The sequence below is a fragment of the Microbacterium plantarum genome (assembly GCF_035231185.1).
GTDB lineage: Bacteria > Actinomycetota > Actinomycetes > Actinomycetales > Microbacteriaceae > Microbacterium > Microbacterium plantarum.
Genome location: NZ_CP141117.1, coordinates 2,680,227 through 2,703,091, shown reverse-complemented (window position 1 = coordinate 2,703,091; position 22,865 = coordinate 2,680,227). Strand labels below are relative to the sequence as shown.

Here is a 22,865-nt window from a genome sequence, read left to right as displayed (position 1 = left end):
GCAATGATTTATCTCTTTGGTCAGCATCAAACTCGCTGCTCCAGTCTTTTTCCGGCTGGTCGCAGCAAATTTTCTTTACGGAGAGTTTGATCCTGGCTCAGGATGAACGCTGGCGGCGTGCTTAACACATGCAAGTCGAACGGTGAAGCAGAGCTTGCTCTGTGGATCAGTGGCGAACGGGTGAGTAACACGTGAGCAATCTGCCCCTGACTCTGGGATAAGCGCTGGAAACGGCGTCTAATACCGGATACGAGCTGCGACCGCATGGTCAGTAGCTGGAAAGAATTTCGGTCAGGGATGAGCTCGCGGCCTATCAGCTTGTTGGTGAGGTAATGGCTCACCAAGGCGTCGACGGGTAGCCGGCCTGAGAGGGTGACCGGCCACACTGGGACTGAGACACGGCCCAGACTCCTACGGGAGGCAGCAGTGGGGAATATTGCACAATGGGCGAAAGCCTGATGCAGCAACGCCGCGTGAGGGATGACGGCCTTCGGGTTGTAAACCTCTTTTAGCAGGGAAGAAGCGAAAGTGACGGTACCTGCAGAAAAAGCGCCGGCTAACTACGTGCCAGCAGCCGCGGTAATACGTAGGGCGCAAGCGTTATCCGGAATTATTGGGCGTAAAGAGCTCGTAGGCGGTCTGTCGCGTCTGCTGTGAAAACCCGAGGCTCAACCTCGGGCCTGCAGTGGGTACGGGCAGACTAGAGTGCGGTAGGGGAGATTGGAATTCCTGGTGTAGCGGTGGAATGCGCAGATATCAGGAGGAACACCGATGGCGAAGGCAGATCTCTGGGCCGTAACTGACGCTGAGGAGCGAAAGGGTGGGGAGCAAACAGGCTTAGATACCCTGGTAGTCCACCCCGTAAACGTTGGGAACTAGTTGTGGGGTCCATTCCACGGATTCCGTGACGCAGCTAACGCATTAAGTTCCCCGCCTGGGGAGTACGGCCGCAAGGCTAAAACTCAAAGGAATTGACGGGGACCCGCACAAGCGGCGGAGCATGCGGATTAATTCGATGCAACGCGAAGAACCTTACCAAGGCTTGACATATAGAGGAAACGTCTGGAAACAGTCGCCCCGCAAGGTCTCTATACAGGTGGTGCATGGTTGTCGTCAGCTCGTGTCGTGAGATGTTGGGTTAAGTCCCGCAACGAGCGCAACCCTCGTTCTATGTTGCCAGCACGTAATGGTGGGAACTCATGGGATACTGCCGGGGTCAACTCGGAGGAAGGTGGGGATGACGTCAAATCATCATGCCCCTTATGTCTTGGGCTTCACGCATGCTACAATGGCCGGTACAAAGGGCTGCAATACCGTGAGGTGGAGCGAATCCCAAAAAGCCGGTCCCAGTTCGGATTGAGGTCTGCAACTCGACCTCATGAAGTCGGAGTCGCTAGTAATCGCAGATCAGCAACGCTGCGGTGAATACGTTCCCGGGTCTTGTACACACCGCCCGTCAAGTCATGAAAGTCGGTAACACCTGAAGCCGGTGGCCCAACCCTTGTGGAGGGAGCCGTCGAAGGTGGGATCGGTAATTAGGACTAAGTCGTAACAAGGTAGCCGTACCGGAAGGTGCGGCTGGATCACCTCCTTTCTAAGGAGCATCTGACTCTTCGGAGTCCAGAACCCAGTTCGAAGGCACATGTTCTTCGCTGGGAGCTCATGGGTGGAACATTTGACATGGTGCGAAGGATGAGGTTCTTCTCTAGTACGCCGCTTGCGGTGGGAACGGGGAGGGTTTCGGAGGTCGCACCTGCACGCTGTTGGGTCCTGAGGGACCGGATGAGAGTCCGCAACCTCTGGGCCTTTTCTTCATGCTGCTTGGGTGGCATGTGGGGAGGGTACCGCCCGTACTTTGAGAACTACACAGTGGACGCGAGCATCTTCGATGCGACACCTTCGGGTGTTGTGTCGTGAAGATGATCTTAAAGATCATTAGTCAATTTTTTGACGATTCAACTCATGTGATTTCAAGTCTTTAAGAGCAAACGGTGGATGCCTTGGCATCTGGAGCCGAAGAAGGACGTAGCAATCTGCGATAAGCCTCGGGGAGTGGATAAGCACACTGTGATCCGAGGGTGTCCGAATGGGGAAACCCCGCTGGGCGGCGTGCCGACCTAGTGACTCCCGCCTGAATATATAGGGCGGGTAGAGGGAACGTGGGGAAGTGAAACATCTCAGTACCCACAGGAAGAGAAAGCAACAGCGATTCCGTTAGTAGTGGCGAGCGAAACCGGATCAGGCTAAACCTTGCGTGTGTGATAGCCGGCAGGCGTTGCACGTTGGGGGTTGTGGGACTTTTCTGATCATTCTGCCGAGTGGTCGACGTTACAAGAAGGTATAGACGAACAGGTTTGAATGCCTGGTCATAGAGGGTGCGAACCCCGTAGTCGAAATGCTTCTCTTGGCGTGAAGAGTATCCCAAGTAGCACGGGGCCCGAGAAATCCCGTGTGAATCTGTCAGGACCACCTGATAAGCCTAAATACTCCCAGATGACCGATAGCGGACAAGTACCGTGAGGGAAAGGTGAAAAGTACCCCGGGAGGGGAGTGAAATAGTACCTGAAACCGTTTGCTTACAAACCGTTGGAGCCTCCTTAGTAGGGGTGACAGCGTGCCTTTTGAAGAATGAGCCTGCGAGTTAGCGATACGTGGCGAGGTTAACCCGTGTGGGGTAGCCGTAGCGAAAGCGAGTCTGAATAGGGCGATTCAGTCGCGTGTCCTAGACCCGAAGCGAAGTGATCTATCCATGGCCAGGTTGAAGCGACGGTAAGACGTCGTGGAGGACCGAACCCACTTAGGTTGAAAACTGAGGGGATGAGCTGTGGATAGGGGTGAAAGGCCAATCAAACTTCGTGATAGCTGGTTCTCTCCGAAATGCATTTAGGTGCAGCGTTGCGTGTTTCTTGCCGGAGGTAGAGCTACTGGATGGCCGATGGGCCCTACAAGGTTACTGACGTCAGCCAAACTCCGAATGCCGGTAAGTGAGAGCGCAGCAGTGAGACTGTGGGGGATAAGCTTCATAGTCGAGAGGGAAACAACCCAGACCACCAACTAAGGTCCCAAAGCGCGTGCTAAGTGGGAAAGGATGTGGAGTTGCTCTGACAACCAGGAGGTTGGCTTAGAAGCAGCCACCCTTGAAAGAGTGCGTAATAGCTCACTGGTCAAGTGATTCCGCGCCGACAATGTAACGGGGCTCAAGCACGCCACCGAAGTTGTGGCATTGACATTATTGGTAGGCCTTCGTGGTCCAGCCGTGTTGATGGGTAGGAGAGCGTCGTGTGCCGGGTGAAGCGGCGGGGTGACCCAGCCGTGGACGGCACACGAGTGAGAATGCAGGCATGAGTAGCGAAAGACGTGTGAGAAACACGTCCTCCGAAAGACCAAGGGTTCCAGGGTCAAGCTAATCTTCCCTGGGTAAGTCGGGACCTAAGGCGAGGCCGACAGGCGTAGTCGATGGACAACGGGTTGATATTCCCGTACCGGCGAAGAACCGCCCAAGCTAATCCAGTGGTGCTAAGAGTCCTAACCCGGGCTTAGTTGATCCCTTCGGGGTGAGACGGTCCGGTCTAACGCTCGACCCCATGCTGGTGCGGCTAGCGTATTAACAGGTGTGACGCAGGAAGGTAGCCCAACCCGGGCGATGGTTGTCCCGGGGCAAGTGCGTAGGCCGAGTCATAGGCAAATCCGTGACTCATCAAGGCTGAGACACGATGCGGATAAAAAGTGGGTGATCCTATGCTGCCGAGAAAAGCATCGACGCGAGGTTCTAGCTGCCCGTACCCCAAACCGACTCAGGTGGTCAGGTAGAGAATACCAAGGAGATCGAGAGAATCGTGGTTAAGGAACTCGGCAAAATGCCCCCGTAACTTCGGGAGAAGGGGGGCCTTCCACTTATTAGGATTTACTCCGAAAGGGTGTGGAGGCCGCAGAGACTAGTGGGTAGCGACTGTTTACTAAAAACACAGGTCCGTGCCAAGTCGCAAGACGATGTATACGGACTGACGCCTGCCCGGTGCTGGAAGGTTAAGAGGACCGGTTAGCCGCAAGGCGAAGCTGAGAATTTAAGCCCCAGTAAACGGCGGTGGTAACTATAACCATCCTAAGGTAGCGAAATTCCTTGTCGGGTAAGTTCCGACCTGCACGAATGGCGTAACGACTTCCCAACTGTCTCAACCGCGAACTCGGCGAAATTGCACTACGAGTAAAGATGCTCGTTACGCGCAGCAGGACGGAAAGACCCCGTGACCTTTACTACAGCTTGGTATTGGTGTTCGGTGTGGCTTGTGTAGGATAGGTGGGAGACTTTGAAGCGGTGACGCCAGTTACCGTGGAGTCATTGTTGAAATACCACTCTGGTCACTCTGGATATCTAACTTCGAACCGTAATCCGGTTCAGGGACAGTGCCTGGTGGGTAGTTTAACTGGGGCGGTTGCCTCCCAAAAAGTAACGGAGGCGCCCAAAGGTTCCCTCAACCTGGTTGGCAATCAGGTGGCGAGTGTAAGTGCACAAGGGAGCTTGACTGTGAGACTGACAGGTCGAGCAGGGACGAAAGTCGGGACTAGTGATCCGGCAGTGGCTTGTGGAAGCGCTGTCGCTCAACGGATAAAAGGTACCTCGGGGATAACAGGCTGATCTTGCCCAAGAGTCCATATCGACGGCATGGTTTGGCACCTCGATGTCGGCTCGTCGCATCCTGGGGCTGGAGTAGGTCCCAAGGGTTGGGCTGTTCGCCCATTAAAGCGGTACGCGAGCTGGGTTTAGAACGTCGTGAGACAGTTCGGTCCCTATCCGCTGCGCGCGTAGGAAATTTGAGAGGATCTGACCCTAGTACGAGAGGACCGGGTTGGACGAACCTCTGGTGTGCCAGTTGTTCCGCCAGGAGCACCGCTGGTTAGCTACGTTCGGGATGGATAACCGCTGAAAGCATCTAAGCGGGAAGCCGGCCTCAAGATGAGATTTCCATGCCTTCGGGCGAGAGGCTCCCAGCCAGACTACTGGGTTGATAGGCCGGATGTGGAAGCGTGGTAACACGTGAAGCTGACCGGTACTAATAAGCCGATGACTTGATAACACACCGTTTTTGGTGCTTGCGTCCACTGAGTGGTTCTCGATGTACGGTCGAGAACCGCATAACGAATTGATCGTTGTGCAGACTGAAACATCAATAGTGTTTCGGCGGCCATAGCGTGAGGGAAACGCCCGGTTACATTCCGAACCCGGAAGCTAAGCCTCACAGCGCCGATGGTACTGCAGGGGGGACCCTGTGGGAGAGTAGGACACCGCCGGACTTCTTTCGTGAAATGGCCACCCAATGTTGGGTGGCCTTTTCTCGTTTCCGGGACGAAAGGAACGTCGTGACTGAAGAAGACCGCCCGCGATCGGAGCGCAAGCCCCGTTACTCTGCTGCGGATTCCGGCGCACGGCGTCCGCGTCGCGACGGCGATGCTCGTCCGCCGCGTTCCAATGACGAGCGCCCGCGCCGGGAAGGCGATTCCCGTCCGCGTCGTGACGGCGATTCCCGCCCCCGTCGTGATGGTGACCGTCCGTCGTACCCGCGTCGCGATGGGGCGGGGGATGGTCGTCCCCGTCGTGACGGTGATTCGCGCCCCCGTCGTGATGGTGACTCGCGTCCGCGTCGTGACGGTGATTCGCGTCCGCGTCGCGATGGTGACTCCCGCCCGCGCCGCGACGGCGATCGTCCGTCGTACCCGCGCCGTGATGGTGACGCGCGCCCGCGGCGCTACGACCGCGACGGGGCACGTTCATCGCGTCCGCCGCAGGGGTCCGAGCGTCGCGACGTCCCGCGCGGCCCCGAGATCCCCGAGACCGTCACGGCTCGCGATCTGCCGGGCGCTGCGCGCAACGAACTGAAGACTCTGAGCAAAGAGAACGCGGAGCAGGTGGCCCGCCACCTCGCCATGGTCGCCCAGCTGATCGACGACGACCCCGCGCTCGCGCACGAGCACGCGCTCGCGGCTTCACGTCGCGCCGGACGCGTCGGGGTCGTGCGCGAGACCGTCGCCATCACCGCCTATGCGACGGGGGACTACGCCCTCGCCCTGCGGGAGCTCCGCACGTACCGACGGATCTCCGGCAGTGACGACCAGATCGCGATGATGGTCGACAGTGAGCGCGGTGTCGGTCGCCCCGACCGGGCGCTCGAGGTCGGTCGAGCGGTCGACCGGTCGACGCTTCCGATCGAGGTTCGCGTCGAGCTCGCGATCGCGATGTCGGGGGCACGGCTCGACCTCGGTGAGACCGAGCGCGCGCTGCAAGAGCTCGACATCCCCGAGCTCGACCCCGACCGTGCGTTCTCGTGGAGCCCCGCCCTGTTCGCCGCCCGGGCTGCCGTGCTCGAGGACCTCGGTCGCTCCGAGGAGGCCGCGCTCTGGCAGCGGCGCGCCCTCGTCGCCGAGGAAGCCCTCGGCGCGACTGATGCGGACCGTGAACTGATCGTGGTCGACGACATCGACGAGGACGCCGCGCTCGAAAGCGAGGCGCCGGCGGAAGGCAAGACCGAGGAGCGCGGCTGATGGGCCTGTTCTCCCGGGCACCGTCGACACCGCTCGACGGTGTGGATGCCGTCCTGGCCGATCTCGACGGTGTCGTCTATGCCGGTCCCGGCGCCCTGCCGCACGCGATCGAGAGCCTCAACCGCGCGGGGGAGACCCGCCGGCTCGGGTACATCACCAACAACGCGTCCCGGCGCGACTCGGTGGTCGCCGACCATCTGCGGGAACTCGGCCTGACGGCGACGCGCCCCGAGGACGTCATCACGAGCCCGCAGGCAGCGATGCGCCTCCTTCGCGAACGTGTTCCCGCCGGGGCGACGATCCTCGTCGTGGGCGGCGATGGACTGGTCCACGAACTCGAGAAGGCGGGCTACGTCCCCACCCGATCGGCCGACGACGATCCGGCCGCCGTCGTGCAGGGATTCGCACCCGAGGTCGGCTGGGCGCAGCTCGCCGAAGCGGCCTATGCGCTGGCGACTCCGGAAGACGAGGGCGGCATCCCCTGGATCGCCACGAACACCGACTGGACCATTCCGCAGGCGCGGGGGATCGCGCCGGGGAACGGCACACTGGTGTCCGCCGTGCACACGGCGGTCGGACGTCTCGCGACCGTCGCCGGCAAGCCCGAGCGACCCATCTTCGATGAGGCCGTCGCGCGTTTCGGCGCCTCCCAGCCGCTCTTCATCGGTGACCGACTCGACACCGACATCGCCGGGGCCCAGGCGGCCGGCATCCGGTCGGTGCTGGTGCTGACGGGTATCGATCGGCCCAAACACGTGCTGGCGGCGCCCGCCAACTCGCGCCCGACTTACATCGTGAGCGACCTGCGCGAGCTCCACGAGCCCTACCCCGAGGTCAGGACGAAGGGCGACGTGACGACCGTCGGCAACGCGTCGGTGCGCATCGACGGCGCCGACATCGTCATCGTCTCGGCAGGCGACCGGCCGATCGATCTGGTCCGGGCGGGCGCGGCCGCGATCTGGGCGACGGGTCGCGCGATCTACGGATTCCGGGTTCCCGAGGCTCTCTACGCGGATCCCTTCCACCGTCCCTGACCCCGCGTATCGTGGGAGCCATGTCGATGGATGGTGCCGACCCGGGCGAACACGAGCCCACCGCCGCGGACAGCGCGCCGCCGAGCATCGCCGAGCAATGGCGCGACGACCTGCTGTCGTCGCTCGACGTCATCGAAGACCAGCCCCTGAGCGAGCGTGCCGCGTCGTACGCGGCGCTGCACGACGAGCTCGCGCGCCGCCTCGACTCCGGTCCGACCGGCGCCGCGTGAGCACCCGACTCGATGCGGCCGTCGCCGCCCGGGGTCTGGCGCGCTCACGCAGCCACGCCGCAACACTGATCGCTGAGGGACTCGTCTCCGTCGACGGGCGCACCGTCGTGAAGGCATCCCATCCGGTGGCCGACACCGCGACCCTCGTCGTCGCCGGCGCCGACCACTACGTCAGCCGGGCCGCCCACAAGCTGATCGCCGGACTCGATGCGTTCGATATAGCCGTCGCCTCGCGGAGCGCACTCGACATGGGCGCCTCGACCGGCGGCTTCACCCAGGTGCTCCGCGAGCGCGGCGCTCGGCCGGTCGTCGCCGTCGACGTCGGTCACGGTCAGCTCGCGCCGAGCATCGCCGCGGACGACGACGTCATCGCGGTCGAGGGCTTCAACGTCCGCGACCTCTCGCCCGAGACGCTCGCCGGGCTCGTCGGCACCCCGTTCGAGCCGCAGGTCATCACCGGCGACCTCTCCTTCATCTCCCTCGAGCACGTCCTGCCCGCCGTCGTCTCGGTCTGCTCACCGGGAACGGATGTCGTCCTGCTCGTGAAGCCGCAGTTCGAGGTCGGGCGGACCGCCGTCAAGGGCGGGCTGGTCACCGATCCGGCGCTGCGGGCGGATGCCGTGATGGGTGTGCTGTGGTCGGCGTGGGACGCCGGACTCGCCACCCACGGGGTGATCGCCTCGCCGCTGGTCGGTACCCACGGCAATCAGGAGTACGTCGTCCATCTGTGCATCCGCGCTGGTGAGGCGGGCAATCCGACACAATGGATACACACGGTGGACGAACTGGCGGGAGCCCGATGATCGACGCGATGCGCAACATCCTCGTCGTCGCCCACGCGCGCCGCCCCGACACCGTCGCCGCGGCGCAACGCGTCCTGAACGCGCTGTCCGACGCGGGGGCGCGTCCCGTGCTGGCGGCCGATGATCGCGCCGAGCTCGTCGAGGCGCTGGGCGAGCTTCCCGGTGTCCTCACGCTCGACCTCGACGTGAGCGTCGCCGAGCTCGAACTGGCGATCGTCCTGGGCGGCGACGGCACGATCCTGCGCGCCGTCGACCTCGTCCGGGGCGGCACCGCTCCCGTCCTGGGGATCAACATGGGCCACGTCGGGTTCCTCGCCGAGATCGAGGCCGACGACATGGACGATGCCGTCCGGCGGGTCATCGACCGCGACTACGACGTGGAGGAGCGCATGGCGCTCTCGGTTCGCGTCAAGGACGGCTCCGGCGACGTCGTCTACGAGACGTGGGCGCTGAACGAGGCGACCGTCGAGAAGGCCAGCCGCGAACGGATGCTCGAGGTCGTCCTCGAGGTCGACCGGCGTCCGCTCTCGGCCTTCGGCTGCGACGGAGTGGTGATCGCGACTCCGACCGGGTCGACGGCGTACAACTTCTCCGCCGGCGGTCCCGTGATCTGGCCGGACGTCGAGGCGGTCGCGGTGGTGCCGCTCTCCGCGCACGCGCTGTTCGCACGCCCGCTCGTGATCAGCCCGGAGGCATCCGTCGCGATCGAGGTCGGCGCGGGTACGAACGGCACCGGCATCCTCTGGGCCGACGGACGCCGCTCGCAGGAGCTGCCTCCCGGAGCCCGCGTCGTCGTGCGCCGTTCGAAGACCCCGGTTCGCCTGGCCCGGCTGCATCCGGCCGCCTTCACCGACCGGCTCGTCCGGAAGTTCCGGTTGCCGGTGGTCGGGTGGCGTGGTCCCAGTCTCGAGCAGCGGGAGGGCGCCTCGTGATCGAAGAGATGCGCCTGCGCGGCCTCGGTGTCATCGCCGAGGCGACGCTGCCGATGGGTCCCGGGTTCACCGCGATCACGGGCGAGACGGGCGCGGGCAAGACGATGGTCGTCACCGGACTCGGGCTGCTGCTCGGCCAGCGGGCCGACTCGGGCGCCGTGCGTGCGGGCGCGCCGCAGGCATCGGTCGACGGCGTCTGGATCATCGACGAGGGCGGACCCGTCGCCGAACGCGTCCGCGAAGCCGGGGGAGACGTCGAACCGATCGGCGGAGGCCGCTCCGAGCTGTATCTGGGACGCGTGCTGTCGAGCGAAGGTCGTAGTCGCGCCAGCGTGGGCGGGCGTCCCGCGCCGGCGGCCGTACTCGCCGAGCTCGCCGAACAGCTCATCGTCGTCCATGGGCAGTCCGACCAGCTGCGGCTGAAGTCGGCCACCGCCCAGCGCGACGCACTCGACCGCTTCGGCGGCCCCGAGATCACCACGGCGCGCGACCGCTACCGCGCGGCGTTCGACGCCTGGCGTGCCGTCGACGCAGAACTGACGCAGCTCGACGCCGATCGCGACGCGCGCCGCCGCGAGGCCGACGACCTGCGCACGCGCATCGCCGACATCGAGGCCGTCGCCCCGCAGCCGGGGGAGGACGCGGCGCTCGCCGAGCGGGCCGAGAAGCTCGCCAACGTCGAAGAGCTGCGTGCCGCCGCTGCGACGGCGCACGACGCGCTCTCGAACGACGACGAGCTGCCCGACGCGGTGTCTCTGCTCGCCGAGGCCCGGCGCGCGATCGAGCGCTCGGCGTCGAGCGACACGGCCCTCGCCGCTTTCGTCGAGCCGCTGGCCGACCTCGGCTACCGCGCCGCCGACCTCGTGACAGGCCTGAGCGCGTACCTCGCCGATCTCGATGAGAGCGGGCCGCAGGAGCTCGCGGCCGTCGAGGAGCGGCGCGCCGCGCTCGGCGGTCTGCTGCGCGTGCACGGCACCCTCGACGAAGCACTCGCGCTGCTCGAGAGCGGGTCCGCACGGCTCATGGAGCTCGACGACGACGGCGGCCGCATCGAGCGCCTGCGCGCTCAGCGCGACGAGCTCGCCGAGGCGCTGGATGCCGCCGCCGCCGAGCTGACCGCGGCCCGTACTGCCGCCGCGGAGCGACTCGGTGCCGCGGTCACGGCGGAGCTCCGCGAACTCGCCCTGCCCGACGCGCGCTTGGTCGTCACGGTCGAGCCGGGCACGCCATCGGTCTCGGGGCGCGACGACGTCACGATCCTGCTCGCGCCTCACCCCGGCGCCGAGCCCCGGCCGGTCGCCAAGGGCGCCTCGGGCGGTGAGCTCAGCCGGGTCATGCTCGCGATCGAGGTCGTGATCGCGGGAACCGACCCCGTGCCGACGTTCGTGTTCGACGAAGTGGATGCCGGAATCGGCGGCGCCGCGGCGATCGAGGTCGGGCGCCGGCTCGCCCGGCTCGCCGAGACGAGCCAGGTGATCGTCGTGACCCACCTCGCCCAGGTCGCTGCTTTCGCGACGAACCACCTGACCGTCGTGAAGTCGAACGACGGCTCGGTGACCGCGTCGAGTGTCCGGCGTCTGGAGGGCGGCGACCGCGAGGCCGAGATGGCGCGTCTGCTGTCAGGCCTGCCGGATTCGGGGGCCGCGATCGAGCACGCCCGAGAACTGCTGAACCTCTCGCGTTCCTGACTGATAGAATAGAAGCCCGTGACGGACACTCATCGCGCGGCCTCTTCCCAGAACACCACCAAGCAGATCTTCGTGACCGGTGGTGTGGTCTCTTCTCTCGGTAAGGGACTGACCGCCGCGAGTCTCGGCAATCTCCTCACCGCACGCGGTCTTCGCGTCGTGATGCAGAAGCTCGACCCGTATCTGAACGTCGACCCGGGCACGATGAACCCGTTCCAGCACGGTGAGGTCTTCGTTACCGATGACGGCGCCGAGACCGATCTCGACATCGGACACTACGAGCGGTTCCTCGACATCGAACTGAGCCAGGCGGCGAACGTCACGACCGGTCAGATCTATTCGCAGGTCATCGCCAAGGAGCGCCGCGGCGAGTACCTCGGCGACACCGTCCAGGTCATCCCGCACATCACCGACGAGATCAAGCGCCGGATGCGGCTGCAGGCGACCGAGGAGCCCCGCCCCGACGTCATCATCACCGAGGTCGGCGGCACCGTCGGCGACATCGAGTCGCAGCCGTTCCTCGAAGCGGCCCGTCAGCTGCGCCACGAGCTCGGCCGCGACAACGTGTTCTTCGTGCACGTCTCGCTCGTGCCGTTCATGGGCGCCTCGGGCGAGCAGAAGACGAAGCCGACGCAACACTCCGTCGCGGCCCTCCGCCAGGTCGGCATCCAGCCCGACGCCCTCGTGCTGCGCAGCGACCGCCCCGTCAGCGAGAGCAACCGCAACAAGATCGCGCTCATGTGCGATGTCGACGTCGAGGGCGTCGTGAACACCGTCGACCTGCCGAGCATCTACGACATCCCCTCGACCCTGAACGATCAGGGTCTCGACGCGTACATCACGCGCCGGCTCGGGCTGGCCGAGAAGGCCGACGACGTCGACTGGACCCGGTGGAGCAAGGTGCTCGACGCCGTCCACAACCCCAAGCACGAGGTCACGATCGGTCTCGTCGGCAAGTACATCGATCTTCCCGACGCCTATCTCTCGGTCACCGAGGCGCTGAAGGCCGGCGGCTTCGCGCAGGAGACCAAGGTCAACGTCACCTGGATCCCCTCCGATCTGTGCGAGACCCCCGAGGGTGCCGAGAAGGCGCTCGCGAGCGTCGACGGCATCGTCGTGCCCGGCGGCTTCGGCATCCGCGGCATCGAGGGCAAGCTCGGCGCGCTGAAGTTCGCGCGCGAGCAGGGCATCCCGACCCTCGGCATCTGCCTGGGGCTGCAGTGCATGGTGATCGAGTACGCCCGCAACATGGCGGGCCTCGCCGGTGCGTCGTCGAGCGAGTTCGACCCCGAGACCGAGTTCCCCGTCATCGCGACGATGGCCGAGCAGGTCGACATCATCGCCGGCGGCGACCTCGGCGGCACGATGCGCCTGGGCCTGTACGAGGCCGACCTCGCCGAGGGCTCGCTCGCGGCCGAGGTGTACGGGGCGACGAAGGCCTCCGAGCGCCACCGCCACCGCTACGAGGTGAACAACCGGTACCGCGACCAGATCGCCGAGGCCGGCCTGGTCTTCTCGGGCCTGTCACCCGACCGCAACCTCGTCGAGTACGTCGAGCTGCCGCGCGACGTGCACCCGTACTACATCGCGACGCAGGCCCACCCCGAGCTCCGGTCGCGTCCGACCGAGGCGAACCCGCTGTTCCGTGGGCTGGTCGCCGCCGCCCTCGACCGGCACCGCGCGAGCGAGCTGTTCGAGGTCGAGGATGCCTGAGCTGCGCGACGAGCCCGTCGAGCCCGAGGTCATCTCGAGCGAGCTGGTGTACTCGGGGCACGTCTGGGACGTGCGGAGCGAGACGGTGCGTTTCGGTGACGGGGAGATCACGCGCCAGTTCGTGGACCACCCCGGGGCGGCCGCGGTCGTCGCGATCGACGACGAAGAGCGCGTCGTGCTGATCCAGCAGTACCGGCATCCGATCCGTCATCGCGACTGGGAGATCCCCGCGGGGCTGCTCGACGTCGCCGGCGAGCCCCCGATCGAGACCGCGCGGCGGGAACTCGCCGAAGAGGTCGACCTGGTGGCGGCGTCGCTCGAGCCGCTCGTCAGCATCTTCACGACGCCCGGGGGCAACGACGAGGTCATCCACGTCTTCCTCGCGCGCGGCCTCAGTCCGGCGCCGAGCGCGTACGAGCGCGAGGACGAGGAAGCCGACATGCGCGTCGAGCGCGTACCGCTCACGGAGGTCGTCGACGGCGTGCTCGCGGGACGGTTCCGCAACGGCATCCTGGCGACGGGCGTGCTGGCGGCGGCCGAACGGCTGCGCCGGGGCTGACGGACGTGCGGCTCGACCGCGCCGTCGCGGCGTACCTGCGCCACATCTCGGTCGAGCGCGGGCTGTCGGCGCACACAGTCGCGGCCTACCGGCGCGATCTCGACGCGTACACCGCGTGGCTCGCCGAGCAGGGGATCGGTGACACGTCCGAGATCACGGCTGAGGTCGTGACCCGGTTCGCCGAGGAGGCGGCATCCGCCGACCCGCCGCCGGCGGCCACGTCGCTGGCGCGGCTGCAGTCGTCGCTGCGCGGGTGGCACCGCTTCCTCGCCCGTGAAGGCATCGTCGATGCCGATCCCACGCAGCGGCTGCGCCCGCCCAAGACGCCGCGGCGCCTGCCGAAAGCTCTGACGATCGACCAGGTCGAGAGTCTGCTCGACGCGGCGGGTCCCGCTCCGGGCGATGTCGCCGCGACCGACATCGCCGCGCTGCGGGATCGAGCGCTGCTCGAGCTGCTCTATGCGACGGGCGCGCGCGTGTCCGAGATCGTGCAGCTGGATGTCGACGACCTCGCCCTCGGCGACGTGCTGCGCGTTCGCGGCAAGGGCGCGAAGGAGCGGATCGTCCCGGTCGGCTCGTACGCGCGCGCTGCCGTCGAGGCCTATCTGGCGCGGGGCCGGCCGGAGCTCTCCCGGCGCGGACGCGCGACGCCCCGACTCTTCCTCGGGGTACGCGGTGCTCCGCTGTCGCGGCAGAGCGCGTGGCTGATCATCCAGCAGGCGGCCGAGCGCGCGGAACTGACGGCGCATGTGTCGCCGCACACCCTGCGGCATTCGTTCGCGACGCACCTGCTGCAGGGCGGGGCCGACGTCCGCGTCGTGCAGGAGCTGCTCGGGCACGCGTCGGTCGCCACCACCCAGATCTACACGCATGTCACGGTCGACGCGTTGCGGGAGATCTACGCCACGTCGCATCCTCGCGCGCGCTGAGACGGGGTACAAGCGGACGGCGTCGCAGCCCCGGCACGGCAGGATAGGGGCATGAGCAGCGGCGCACCCCGGGACGACGCCGGCGCCACCCCGTTCGGCACCGAGGCGCTCACGACCCCGCTCCCCGAGCCTGGCGAAGAGGGGCTCCGTGGCGAAGCGGGCCGGCGCGCCTCATGGCTGGTCGCCGTGCGAGCGGTGTTCGTCTCGGCGGTGCTGGTGCTCGGGGTGGGCGTGCTCGCGTTGCTCTTCGTCCTCTTCATCCAATCGATGGCAGGCGGCTCGGGCCTGTCGTGGTCGAACATCGTGATCGCGGCGGTGATGGTGCTGCCACTCGCGGTGAGTCGCTTCGGCGGGATGCGTCGCGCCCGGCAGGAGGCCGACGCCGCGTTGTACCGTCTGGAAGGGTTCGCGACCGCGAACCGGCTCGGTCTGCGCCACCGCGAGGACGACCCGCAGGAGAGTGCGACCGTCTTCGGCCTCGGCAAGCGCCGGATGGCGACCGCTGTCGTGACGGGGAGCGAGCCGCGCCCGTTCCGGTCGGCGGACTACGCGTTCGACACCTGGATCGGCCGCTATCGGATGCCGCACTCGCTGACGTACCTCCGCGTAGGCCTCGCCGCCGAGCTGCCGCGGGCGAGCCTGGTCGCGGTGCACGCGCCGGGCGCGCCCTCCTGGCGTCCGCCCCTCGGGCAGGAGCGGATCGAGATCGGTGGCGGGTTCGACGAACACTTCGGCGTCTGGTGCGCGCCCGCCGACGGCGACCGTGTTCGCCGGATGCTCACGCCGTCCGTGCGCTCCGGCCTGGCGGCGGTCGCGCCCGACGTCGACGTCGAGACCGTCGGCCGACACGTGTACTTCCTCTCGCGTGGCGCGCTGGCGCGCTGGACCGCCCCGTTCTGGCGCTGGACCGAGGACCTGCTCGCGATCGCCGCGCGTATCGAGGATGCCGCGGCCGCTCACCCGGAGCCGTCGCCGGGCGGCGCGCTGCGCAGCACCGACGCGGAACGGGCCGAGACGCGAGCGCTCCTGTTCACCCGGCCCGCGGTCGGTCGCCCCGTCGCCATCGGCTGCCTGCTGCCCCTCGTCTTCGGGGTCGTCGCCGGTCTCCTCACCGCCACCTGGCGCTGAAGCTCGGGCGGGGCTCGCGGCATCCGGTCGAACCCGGTTTTTCCCGGCACGGGGCGGCCGCGGGCGCGGTACCGGCGCCGCAGGATGACAGCATGCCCACCGCAGCATCCGCCGCCGTTTCGGAGAACAGGCGCGGCATCCGTCCCGGCCCCGCGCTCGCCGTCGTCTGGATCGTGGCGGGCGTCGCGGGCTGGATCGTGTCGTTCCTGCTCTACCACGAGTACGTCGGCCAGCTCACCGGTGCCGAAGCCCTCATCTCGTGCGACATCAGCCCGATCGTCACGTGCGGCCCCAACCTGCTGAGCCCCGGCGGGAACCTGCTCGGGTTCAGCAATTCGATCATCGGGATCGTGCTCTTCCCGGGCGCCATCTACGCGGGAGCCTCCGGGCTCGCGGCGCCGGGCGGGCTGCGTCCCTGGTACTGGCGGGTGCACGCCGGGTTCGTCGCGGCGGCGTTCGTGCTCGTCCACGTCTTCGCCTACCGCAGCGTGTTCGAGTACGGCTCGCTCTGCCCGTGGTGCATGGTCGTGTGGCTCGTGACGATCCCGCTGTTCTGGACGACTCTCGGCTGGACGCTGCGCGAGGGTGTCTGGGGCCGCGCGCCGCAGCGCGTCGGCGCGCTGCTGCTGGCGTGGACGCCCCTCGTCGTGGTTGTCGACTACCTGCTGATCGCCGTCGCCGCCCAGCTGCGGCTCGACGTGCTCGGGAGCCTGTGACCCGGAGGCGTTGCGGCGATACGTTCGTCGGATCGGCGGTGCTGGTGTCGCCTCGGGCGTCGGCCCAGGCCACTTCTGCCCCGCGCGTCCGACGAACGTATCGGCTCACGCCGGGTGCCTGTGCGAGAATCGATCGCACGCTACGGAAAGCAGGAGTCTCGGTGACGGACAAGTCGCGGAAGGCCGGGAAGGCCCCCACGGAGGACACCCCGATCGGACCCACCGGTCGGCCATACCGAGGTTTCCCGACCCCGCCGAAGCTCGATGGTCACGGCCCGGCCCGCATCATCGCCCTCTGCAACCAGAAGGGCGGCGTCGGCAAGACAACGACGACGATCAACCTCGCCGCCGCGCTCGCCGAGTACGGTCGCAAGGTGCTCGCCGTCGACTTCGACCCGCAGGGCGCACTGTCGGCGGGCCTCGGAATCGCGACGCACGACGTGCCGACGATCTACGACCTGCTGCTCGACACCAAGCGCGACCCTCACGAGGTCATCGTCGAGACGTCTGTGCCCGGGCTCGACGTCATCCCCGCGAACATCGACCTCTCGGCGGCCGAGGTGCACCTCGTCAACGAGGTCGCCCGTGAGACGATCCTGGCGCGCGTGCTGCGCGGGGTCTCGTCCGAGTACGACGTCATCCTCGTCGACTGCCAGCCCTCGCTCGGGCTGCTCACGGTCAACGCGCTGACGGCGAGCCACGGCGTGCTTATCCCGCTCGAGTGCGAGTTCTTCGCGCTGCGCGGCGTCGCGCTGCTGATCGAGACGATCGACAAGGTGCGCGACCGGCTGAACCCCTCCATCGAGCTCGACGGCGTCCTCGCCACGATGTACGACCCGCGCACCCTCCACTCGCGCGAGGTGCTCGAACGCGTCGTGGAGGCCTTCGGCGACGACGTGCTCGAGACGGTCATCGGGCGCACCGTGAAGTTCCCCGATGCGTCGGTCGCCGGGGTCCCGATCATCACCTTCGCGCCGGAGCATCAGGCCGCGCAGGCCTACCTGCGTCTCGCGCGGGAGCTCGTCGCCCGTGGCGCCGTCGCCTGACCGGATCGTCGATGCGGCCGGGCCGGCCGAACCCGACGCGGGCGATCCGAACGGTCCGGGCTTCCGGGTCTCGCTGACGAACTTCGACGGCCCCTTCGACCTGCTGCTGAACCTCATCGGCAAGCACGAGCTCGACATCACCGAGGTGTCGCTCAGCAAGGTCACCGATGAGTTCATCGGCTACCTGCGCGGGCTCGAGCCCGCAGAGCTCGACGCCGCCTCGGAGTTCCTCGTCGTCGCCGCGACGCTGCTGGACATGAAGGTCGCCGGGCTCCTGCCGCAGGGCGAGCTCATCGACGCCGAGTCGGTGGCGCTGCTCGAAGCGCGCGACCTGCTGTTCGCCCGTCTGCTGCAGTACCGCGCGTTCAAGCAGGTCGCCGGCTGGTTCGCCGAGCGGGTCGTCGCCGAGGACCGTCGTCACACCCGGTCGGTTCGCCTCGATGAGAAGTACCGCGCGGCCGCGCCGGAGCTCGTGTGGACGCTGACCCCCGACGACTTCGCGGCACTGGCGATGCTCGCGTTCGCTCCGAAGGAGATCCCCGTCGTGGGGCTCGACCACCTGCACGCTCCGCTCGTGTCGATCCGCGAGCAGGCGGCCATCGTCGTGACGCTGCTGCGCGGCGCGGGTACCCTGAACTTCCGTGAACTCATCGCCGGGGTCGCGCAGCCCGGCGTCGTCGTGGCCCGTTTCCTCGCCGTGCTCGAGCTCTACCGTCACGCGGCGCTGTCGTTCGAGCAGCTCGAGCCGCTCGGCGAGCTGACGCTGCGCTGGACCGCGGAGCGCTGGTCCGAGGAGAACCTCGCCACCCTGGGAGCCGACTATGACCGATGACCCGACACCGACCGTGGCCAACCCGATCGCGGACGTCGCGCGGCGGCTCGAGGCGGTTCTGCTGATCGTCGACGAGCCGCAGAGCCTCGTCTCCCTCGCCGCCGCCGTCGGGGCGCCCGTCGCAGCCGTGCGGCAGGCGGTCGCCGGGCTTGTCGCCGATTACGACGGCGAGACGGGCGGGCCGCGTCGCGGCTTCGAGCTGCGCGAAGTGGGCGGCGGGTGGCGGATGTACGTGCGAGCCGAGCACGACGCCCTCGTGAGCGAGTTCGTCAACACGCAGGCGCCGTCGCGGCTCTCGCAGGCGGCCCTCGAGACCCTCGCGGTCATCGCGTACAAGCAGCCGGTGTCGCGCAGTCAGGTGGCGTCGATCCGCGCCGTCAACGTCGATTCGGTCGTGCGCACCCTGCTCTCGCGCGGGTTGGTGACGGAAGTCGGTCACGACCCCGAGACCGGTGCCATCCTGTACGGCACGACCGACGCGCTGCTGGTCAACCTCGGCATCAACTCGCTCGACGAGCTGCCGCCCATTTCGCCGCTGCTCGACGACGGCGCCGACGGTTTCGAAGGAGAGGCGACGCGATGACGGATGCCGAAGGGGTACGCCTGCAGAAGGTCCTGGCCAATGCCGGGGTGGCGTCGCGCCGCGTGTGCGAGCAGCTGATCGTCGAGGGACGCGTCCGGGTCAACGGCGTCGTCGTGACCGAGCTCGGCAGCCGCATCGACCCGGCTGTCGACAGGGTCGACGTCGACGGCACGGCCGTGCAGCTCGACACGACGAAGCGCTACGTCATGCTCAACAAGCCGACGGGTGTCGTCAGCTCGATGAAGGACGAGAAGGGCCGCGCCGACCTGCGCCGGTTCACGAAGGACTGGGACGAGCGCCTGTACAACGTCGGCCGCCTGGATGCCGAGACCAGCGGTCTGCTCGTGCTCACGAACGACGGCGAGCTCGCCCACGTCCTGGCCCACCCCTCGTTCGGGGTGACGAAGGTGTACATCGCGAAGGTGCGCGGGCGCGTGACCCCGCAGACGATCGCACGGCTGACGAAAGGCGTCGAGCTCGACGACGGCCCGATCGCGGCCGACAAGGCGCGGCTGCTCGACACGTCGGGTGAGACGAGCCTCGTCGAGCTGACGCTCCACTCGGGCCGCAATCGCATCGTGCGGCGCATGATGGCCGAGGTCGGGCATCCGGTTCTCGAGCTCGTGCGGCGACAGTTCGGGCCGCTTCACCTGGGAACCCTCCCGGCGGGACGCGCCCGGGAGTTGACTACAGTGGAACGCGGTGCGCTGCTGACGCTCTCGCGCAGCGCCGACGGTGCCCCCGAGCACCCGACTTCTCCGGAGAACCCGTGACCGATTCCTCGCTCGATCCCGTGCGCCCCGGCCGTGCCGCGCGCACGGCCGGCACCGTGCGCATCGTCGGCGCGGGCCTGCTCGGCTCGAGCATCGGTCACGCCTTGCGTCTGCTCGGCGTCGACGTCGTCCTCGACGACGCTTCGCCCGCTCAGCTGCGGCTCGCCGTCGACTACGGCGCGGGCCGGCTCGCGGCCCCGGACGACCGCCCCGTCCTCATCGTGGTCGCGGTGCCGCCCGACGTCACGGCGGATGTGATCGAGCGCGAGCTGCGCGCCCACCCCGGCGTCGTCGTGACGGATGTCGCGAGCGTCAAGCTCGAGCCCTACCTCGAGCTGCGAAAGCGCGGGGTCGACCTCACCCACTACATCGGCTCGCACCCGCTCGCCGGCCGCGAGCGGGGCGGCGCGATCTCGGCGCGCGCGGACATCTTCATCGGTCGCCCGTGGGTCGTGTGCCGTGACGATGAGACGCGCGCCTCCGATCTCGCGGTCGTCGAAGGGCTCGCGCTCGACCTCGGCGCGATGCCGCTCGAGATGACACCGCAGGAGCACGACGAAGCGGTCGCCCTCACCTCGCACGTCCCGCAGCTGGTGGCGAGCCTCCTCGCCGGACGCTTCGTCGCGGCTCCCGAGGGATCCCTGCGCTTGACCGGTCAGGGCGTGCGCGACACGACGCGTATCGCGGCATCCGCTCCCGAACTGTGGGTGCAGATCCTCGGCGCGAACGCGGCCCCCGTCGTCGCCGTGCTCGATGAGCTGGCGGGCGACCTGCGTGGAGTGGCCGACGCGCTGCGCGACCCGGCGGCCCCCGGTGCCCGCCGCGCGCTCGCCGACACCATCCGTCGTGGCAATGAGGGCGTCGAGCGCCTGCCCGGTAAGCACGGCCAGAACCGCCGGTTCGAGCAGATCGTCGTGCGCGTCGACGACACCGCGGGTCAGCTCGGGCGCCTGTTCGGCGACCTCGGCGAGCTCGGGGTGAACATCGAGGACCTCCGCCTCGAGCACTCCCCGGGCGCGCAGTTCGGGCTGGCCGAGCTGAGCGTCGTCCCCAGCGCCGTCCATGAAGCCGTCGCCGGGCTCGAGAAGCGCGGCTGGAAGATCGCGAGTGTTCCCCATGCCTGAGTCGTCTCCGGTGCCTGAATCGTTCCCGGTGACCGTCGCGATCGACGGTCCCGCCGGCAGCGGCAAGTCGAGCGTGTCGAAGCAGGCGGCCCGCGTGCTCGGCTACGGCTTCCTCGACACCGGGGCCGCCTACCGTGCGCTGGCGTGGCGCGTGCTCGAGCGCGATGACGACACCGCCGACGCGGACGCCGTGGTGCGCGCCCTCGACGGTTTCGACTACGCGATCTCGCTCGACCCCGATGACCACTGGGTCCGCGTCGGCGACGTCTTCGTCACCGATGAGATCCGCGAGCCCCGCGTCTCGGCGGCCGTCAGCGGCGTCGCACGCGTGCCCGAAGTGCGCGAGCGCGTGAACGTCCTGTTCCGGGCGCTCGTCGCGGCATCCGGATCGGCCGGTGTCATCGTCGAGGGGCGGGACATCACCACCGTGGTCTTCCCCGATGCGCCCGTGCGCATCCTGCTGACCGCCAGCCCCGAGGTGCGCGCCGCGCGCCGCAGCGCCGAGCTCACGGGGGAGGATGCCGCGGCTGTCGCCGAGGCGCTCCACCGGCGTGACGCGTCGGACTCGAAGGTCGTCGACTTCCTCACCGCGGCGCCCGGCGTCGTGGTGGTCGACTCGACCGAATTGGACTTCGATCGGACTGTGGACGCCGTCATCGACGTCGTTCGCACCGCGACAGGAGAGAACTGATGGCTACGACCGAAGACGAGTACCAGGGCGGTCCCGACCAGCTCGAGGAGAAGCTCGCGAACCTCGACGAGGAGCTCGCCGACCAGCGGGCCGCCGCGCTGCGGGCGACCCTCGCCGACTACGAGCTCGATGATGAGGATGCTCACCTGCTCGCAGGCCTGACCGCGGGTGGCGAGGTCGTCGAGGTGCTCCCGGCGCTGCCGGTGGTCGCCATCGTCGGGCGTCCGAACGTCGGGAAGTCGGCGCTGGTCAACCGCATCCTGGGTCGGCGCGAAGCCGTCGTCGAGGACACCCCGGGTGTCACGCGTGACCGCGTCAGCTACAAGGCCGAGTGGATGGACCGCCGTTTCACCCTCGTCGACACCGGCGGGTGGGAGCCCGACGCCCGCGGCATCGACCGTTCGGTGGCCGCGCAGGCCGAGGTCGCGATCGACCTCGCGGATGTCGTGCTGTTCGTCGTCGACGCGATGGTCGGGGCCACCGCCACCGACGAGGCCGTCGTCCGTCTGCTGCGCAAGAGCGACAAGCCGGTCTTCCTCATCGCGAACAAGATCGATGACGCGCGCCAGGAGCCCGAGGCTGCGGCGCTGTGGAACCTCGGCCTGGGCGAGCCGCACCCCGTTTCGGCCATCCACGGGCGTGGAGTCGCGGATCTTCTCGACGAGATCATGAAGGTGCTCCCCGAGGTCTCGGCCGTCGCGAAGAACGAGCTGGGCGGACCGCGTCGCGTCGCGATCCTGGGGCGCCCGAACGTCGGGAAGTCGTCGCTGCTCAACAAGGCCGCGGGCGAGGAGCGCGTCGTCGTGAACGACCTCGCGGGCACGACCCGCGACCCCGTCGACGAGGTCGTCGAACTCGGCGGCAAGCTGTGGCGACTCGTCGACACGGCCGGCATCCGTCGACGGGTGCACCTGCAGCAGGGTGCGGACTTCTACGCGTCGCTGCGCACGTCAGCGGCCCTCGAGAAGGCCGAGGTCGCCGTCGTCGTGCTCGACGTGACCGAGTCGATCAGCGTGCAGGACCTCAATATCATCGACCTCGTGCTCGAGTCCGGTCGAGCGCTCGTGCTCGCGTTCAACAAGTGGGACCGCCTCAACGACGCCGACATGGACAACGCCGACCGTCGCCGCTACCTCGAGCGCGAGATCGAGCAGGACCTCGCGCACGTCACGTGGGCGCCGCGCGTCAACCTCTCGGCCCGGACCGGTCGTCACCTCGACAAGCTGGTTCCCGCTCTCGAGACCGCGCTGCAGTCGTGGGATCAGCGCATCCCGACGGGCAAGTTCAACGCGTTCCTCGCCGAGCTCGTCGCGGAGCACCCGCACCCGCTGCGCGGCGGCAAGCAGCCCCGCATCCTGTTCGGGACCCAGGCGTCGACGCGTCCGCCGACATTCGTGCTGTTCACGACCGGGTTCCTCGACCCGGGCTACCGTCGCTTCATTCAGCGACGGCTGCGCGAGATCTTCGGCTTCGAGGGCACGCCGATCGTGACGAACATGCGGGTGCGCGAGAAGCGCCAGCGCTGACGCCCGGCGCAGCACGCCGCG

Annotated in this window: 19 protein-coding genes and 3 rRNA genes; all 22 read left to right on the top strand. The window is 67.5% G+C overall.

The genetic code is table 11. From position 1 onward, the window contains the following. Positions 1-74: 74 nt before the first annotated feature. The 22 genes from VC184_RS13105 (at position 75) to der (ending at position 22,844) form a co-directional block, all read left to right on the top strand. Positions 75-1,594: ribosomal RNA gene (locus VC184_RS13105) — 16S ribosomal RNA — on the top strand. 374 nt (positions 1,595-1,968) lie between these two features. After that, positions 1,969-5,075, top strand: a 23S ribosomal RNA gene (locus tag VC184_RS13100). 100 nt (positions 5,076-5,175) lie between these two features. Further along, positions 5,176-5,292: ribosomal RNA gene (rrf, locus tag VC184_RS13095) — 5S ribosomal RNA — on the top strand. The 16S, 23S and 5S rRNA genes sit together here, the layout of an rRNA operon. Positions 5,293-5,509: 217 nt before the next feature. Further along, positions 5,510-5,875: a hypothetical protein gene (locus VC184_RS13090; protein WP_323986517.1), complete on the top strand. Its 366-nt coding sequence runs from the start codon at positions 5,510-5,512 to the stop codon at positions 5,873-5,875. Positions 5,876-5,904: 29 nt separating this feature from the next. Next, positions 5,905-6,537: a hypothetical protein gene (locus VC184_RS13085; protein ID WP_269268025.1), complete on the top strand. Its 633-nt coding sequence runs from the start codon at positions 5,905-5,907 to the stop codon at positions 6,535-6,537. After that, positions 6,537-7,571 carry an HAD-IIA family hydrolase gene (locus VC184_RS13080; protein ID WP_274179021.1) on the top strand — a complete coding sequence of 345 codons (1,035 nt, stop codon included), beginning with the start codon at positions 6,537-6,539 and terminating at the stop codon, positions 7,569-7,571. The genes VC184_RS13085 and VC184_RS13080 overlap by 1 nt, the downstream gene beginning before the upstream one ends. 20 nt (positions 7,572-7,591) lie before the next feature. Beyond that, positions 7,592-7,801 (top strand): hypothetical protein, encoded by a 210-nt coding sequence (locus tag VC184_RS13075; RefSeq protein ID WP_323986515.1) that lies wholly within the window; start codon positions 7,592-7,594, stop codon positions 7,799-7,801. After that, positions 7,798-8,604, top strand: a complete 807-nt coding sequence (locus VC184_RS13070; protein ID WP_323986514.1) for a TlyA family RNA methyltransferase — start codon at positions 7,798-7,800, stop codon at positions 8,602-8,604. The genes VC184_RS13075 and VC184_RS13070 overlap by 4 nt, the downstream gene beginning before the upstream one ends. 8 nt (positions 8,605-8,612) lie before the next feature. Then, positions 8,613-9,536: an NAD kinase gene (locus tag VC184_RS13065; RefSeq protein ID WP_404568845.1), complete on the top strand. Its 924-nt coding sequence runs from the start codon at positions 8,613-8,615 to the stop codon at positions 9,534-9,536. Beyond that, positions 9,533-11,224: a DNA repair protein RecN gene (gene recN / locus VC184_RS13060; protein ID WP_323986512.1), complete on the top strand. Its 1,692-nt coding sequence runs from the start codon at positions 9,533-9,535 to the stop codon at positions 11,222-11,224. The genes VC184_RS13065 and recN overlap by 4 nt, the downstream gene beginning before the upstream one ends. An 18-nt stretch (positions 11,225-11,242) precedes the next feature. Beyond that, complete coding sequence (locus VC184_RS13055; RefSeq protein WP_094262415.1) at positions 11,243-12,937, top strand: CTP synthase; 1,695 nt, start codon at positions 11,243-11,245, stop codon at positions 12,935-12,937. Beyond that, positions 12,930-13,496, top strand: a complete 567-nt coding sequence (locus VC184_RS13050) for an NUDIX domain-containing protein (protein ID WP_112617526.1) — start codon at positions 12,930-12,932, stop codon at positions 13,494-13,496. The genes VC184_RS13055 and VC184_RS13050 overlap by 8 nt, the downstream gene beginning before the upstream one ends. Before the next feature lie 5 nt (positions 13,497-13,501). After that, a complete protein-coding gene (gene xerD, locus VC184_RS13045; protein WP_274179017.1) occupies positions 13,502-14,425 on the top strand; it encodes a site-specific tyrosine recombinase XerD in 924 nt (307 codons plus the stop codon). 51 nt (positions 14,426-14,476) lie between these two features. Continuing rightward, on the top strand, positions 14,477-15,553 hold the full coding sequence (locus tag VC184_RS13040) for a DUF2207 domain-containing protein (protein ID WP_323986511.1): 1,077 nt from the start codon (positions 14,477-14,479) through the stop codon (positions 15,551-15,553). Between the two features lie 92 nt (positions 15,554-15,645). Beyond that, entirely contained in the window at positions 15,646-16,269 is a 624-nt protein-coding gene (locus VC184_RS13035; RefSeq protein WP_323986510.1) for a vitamin K epoxide reductase family protein, read from the top strand. A 161-nt stretch (positions 16,270-16,430) separates the two neighbouring features. Next, positions 16,431-17,315, top strand: coding sequence for a ParA family protein (locus VC184_RS13030; RefSeq protein WP_094262410.1), 885 nt, complete (start codon positions 16,431-16,433; stop codon positions 17,313-17,315). Continuing rightward, positions 17,299-18,147, top strand: a complete 849-nt coding sequence (locus VC184_RS13025; RefSeq protein WP_323986507.1) for a segregation and condensation protein A — start codon at positions 17,299-17,301, stop codon at positions 18,145-18,147. Before VC184_RS13030 ends, VC184_RS13025 begins: the two co-directional genes overlap by 17 nt. Further along, the gene (gene scpB / locus VC184_RS13020; RefSeq protein WP_112617521.1) at positions 18,137-18,730 is read left to right on the top strand and encodes an SMC-Scp complex subunit ScpB; all 594 of its coding nucleotides are present in this window, start codon (positions 18,137-18,139) and stop codon (positions 18,728-18,730) included. The genes VC184_RS13025 and scpB overlap by 11 nt, the downstream gene beginning before the upstream one ends. Beyond that, on the top strand, positions 18,727-19,503 hold the full coding sequence (locus tag VC184_RS13015; RefSeq protein WP_114588643.1) for a pseudouridine synthase: 777 nt from the start codon (positions 18,727-18,729) through the stop codon (positions 19,501-19,503). Before scpB ends, VC184_RS13015 begins: the two co-directional genes overlap by 4 nt. Further along, positions 19,500-20,627 (top strand): prephenate dehydrogenase, encoded by a 1,128-nt coding sequence (locus VC184_RS13010; RefSeq protein WP_323986505.1) that lies wholly within the window; start codon positions 19,500-19,502, stop codon positions 20,625-20,627. The genes VC184_RS13015 and VC184_RS13010 overlap by 4 nt, the downstream gene beginning before the upstream one ends. After that, positions 20,620-21,318, top strand: coding sequence for a (d)CMP kinase (gene cmk, locus VC184_RS13005; RefSeq protein WP_274179012.1), 699 nt, complete (start codon positions 20,620-20,622; stop codon positions 21,316-21,318). Before VC184_RS13010 ends, cmk begins: the two co-directional genes overlap by 8 nt. Then, positions 21,318-22,844 carry a ribosome biogenesis GTPase Der gene (der, locus tag VC184_RS13000; protein WP_269268010.1) on the top strand — a complete coding sequence of 509 codons (1,527 nt, stop codon included), beginning with the start codon at positions 21,318-21,320 and terminating at the stop codon, positions 22,842-22,844. Before cmk ends, der begins: the two co-directional genes overlap by 1 nt. Positions 22,845-22,865 lie beyond the last annotated feature (21 nt).

Coding starts and splice junctions, on each gene's coding strand:
- cmk (WP_274179012.1), top strand. CDS start 20,620: ATGCCTGAGTCGTCTCCGGTGCCTGAATCGTTCCCGGTGACCGTCGCG.
- VC184_RS13040 (WP_323986511.1), top strand. CDS start 14,477: ATGAGCAGCGGCGCACCCCGGGACGACGCCGGCGCCACCCCGTTCGGC.
- VC184_RS13015 (WP_114588643.1), top strand. CDS start 18,727: ATGACGGATGCCGAAGGGGTACGCCTGCAGAAGGTCCTGGCCAATGCC.
- VC184_RS13065 (WP_404568845.1), top strand. CDS start 8,613: ATGCGCAACATCCTCGTCGTCGCCCACGCGCGCCGCCCCGACACCGTC.
- VC184_RS13050 (WP_112617526.1), top strand. CDS start 12,930: ATGCCTGAGCTGCGCGACGAGCCCGTCGAGCCCGAGGTCATCTCGAGC.
- VC184_RS13035 (WP_323986510.1), top strand. CDS start 15,646: ATGCCCACCGCAGCATCCGCCGCCGTTTCGGAGAACAGGCGCGGCATC.
- scpB (WP_112617521.1), top strand. CDS start 18,137: ATGACCGATGACCCGACACCGACCGTGGCCAACCCGATCGCGGACGTC.
- VC184_RS13075 (WP_323986515.1), top strand. CDS start 7,592: ATGTCGATGGATGGTGCCGACCCGGGCGAACACGAGCCCACCGCCGCG.
- VC184_RS13080 (WP_274179021.1), top strand. CDS start 6,537: ATGGGCCTGTTCTCCCGGGCACCGTCGACACCGCTCGACGGTGTGGAT.
- der (WP_269268010.1), top strand. CDS start 21,318: ATGGCTACGACCGAAGACGAGTACCAGGGCGGTCCCGACCAGCTCGAG.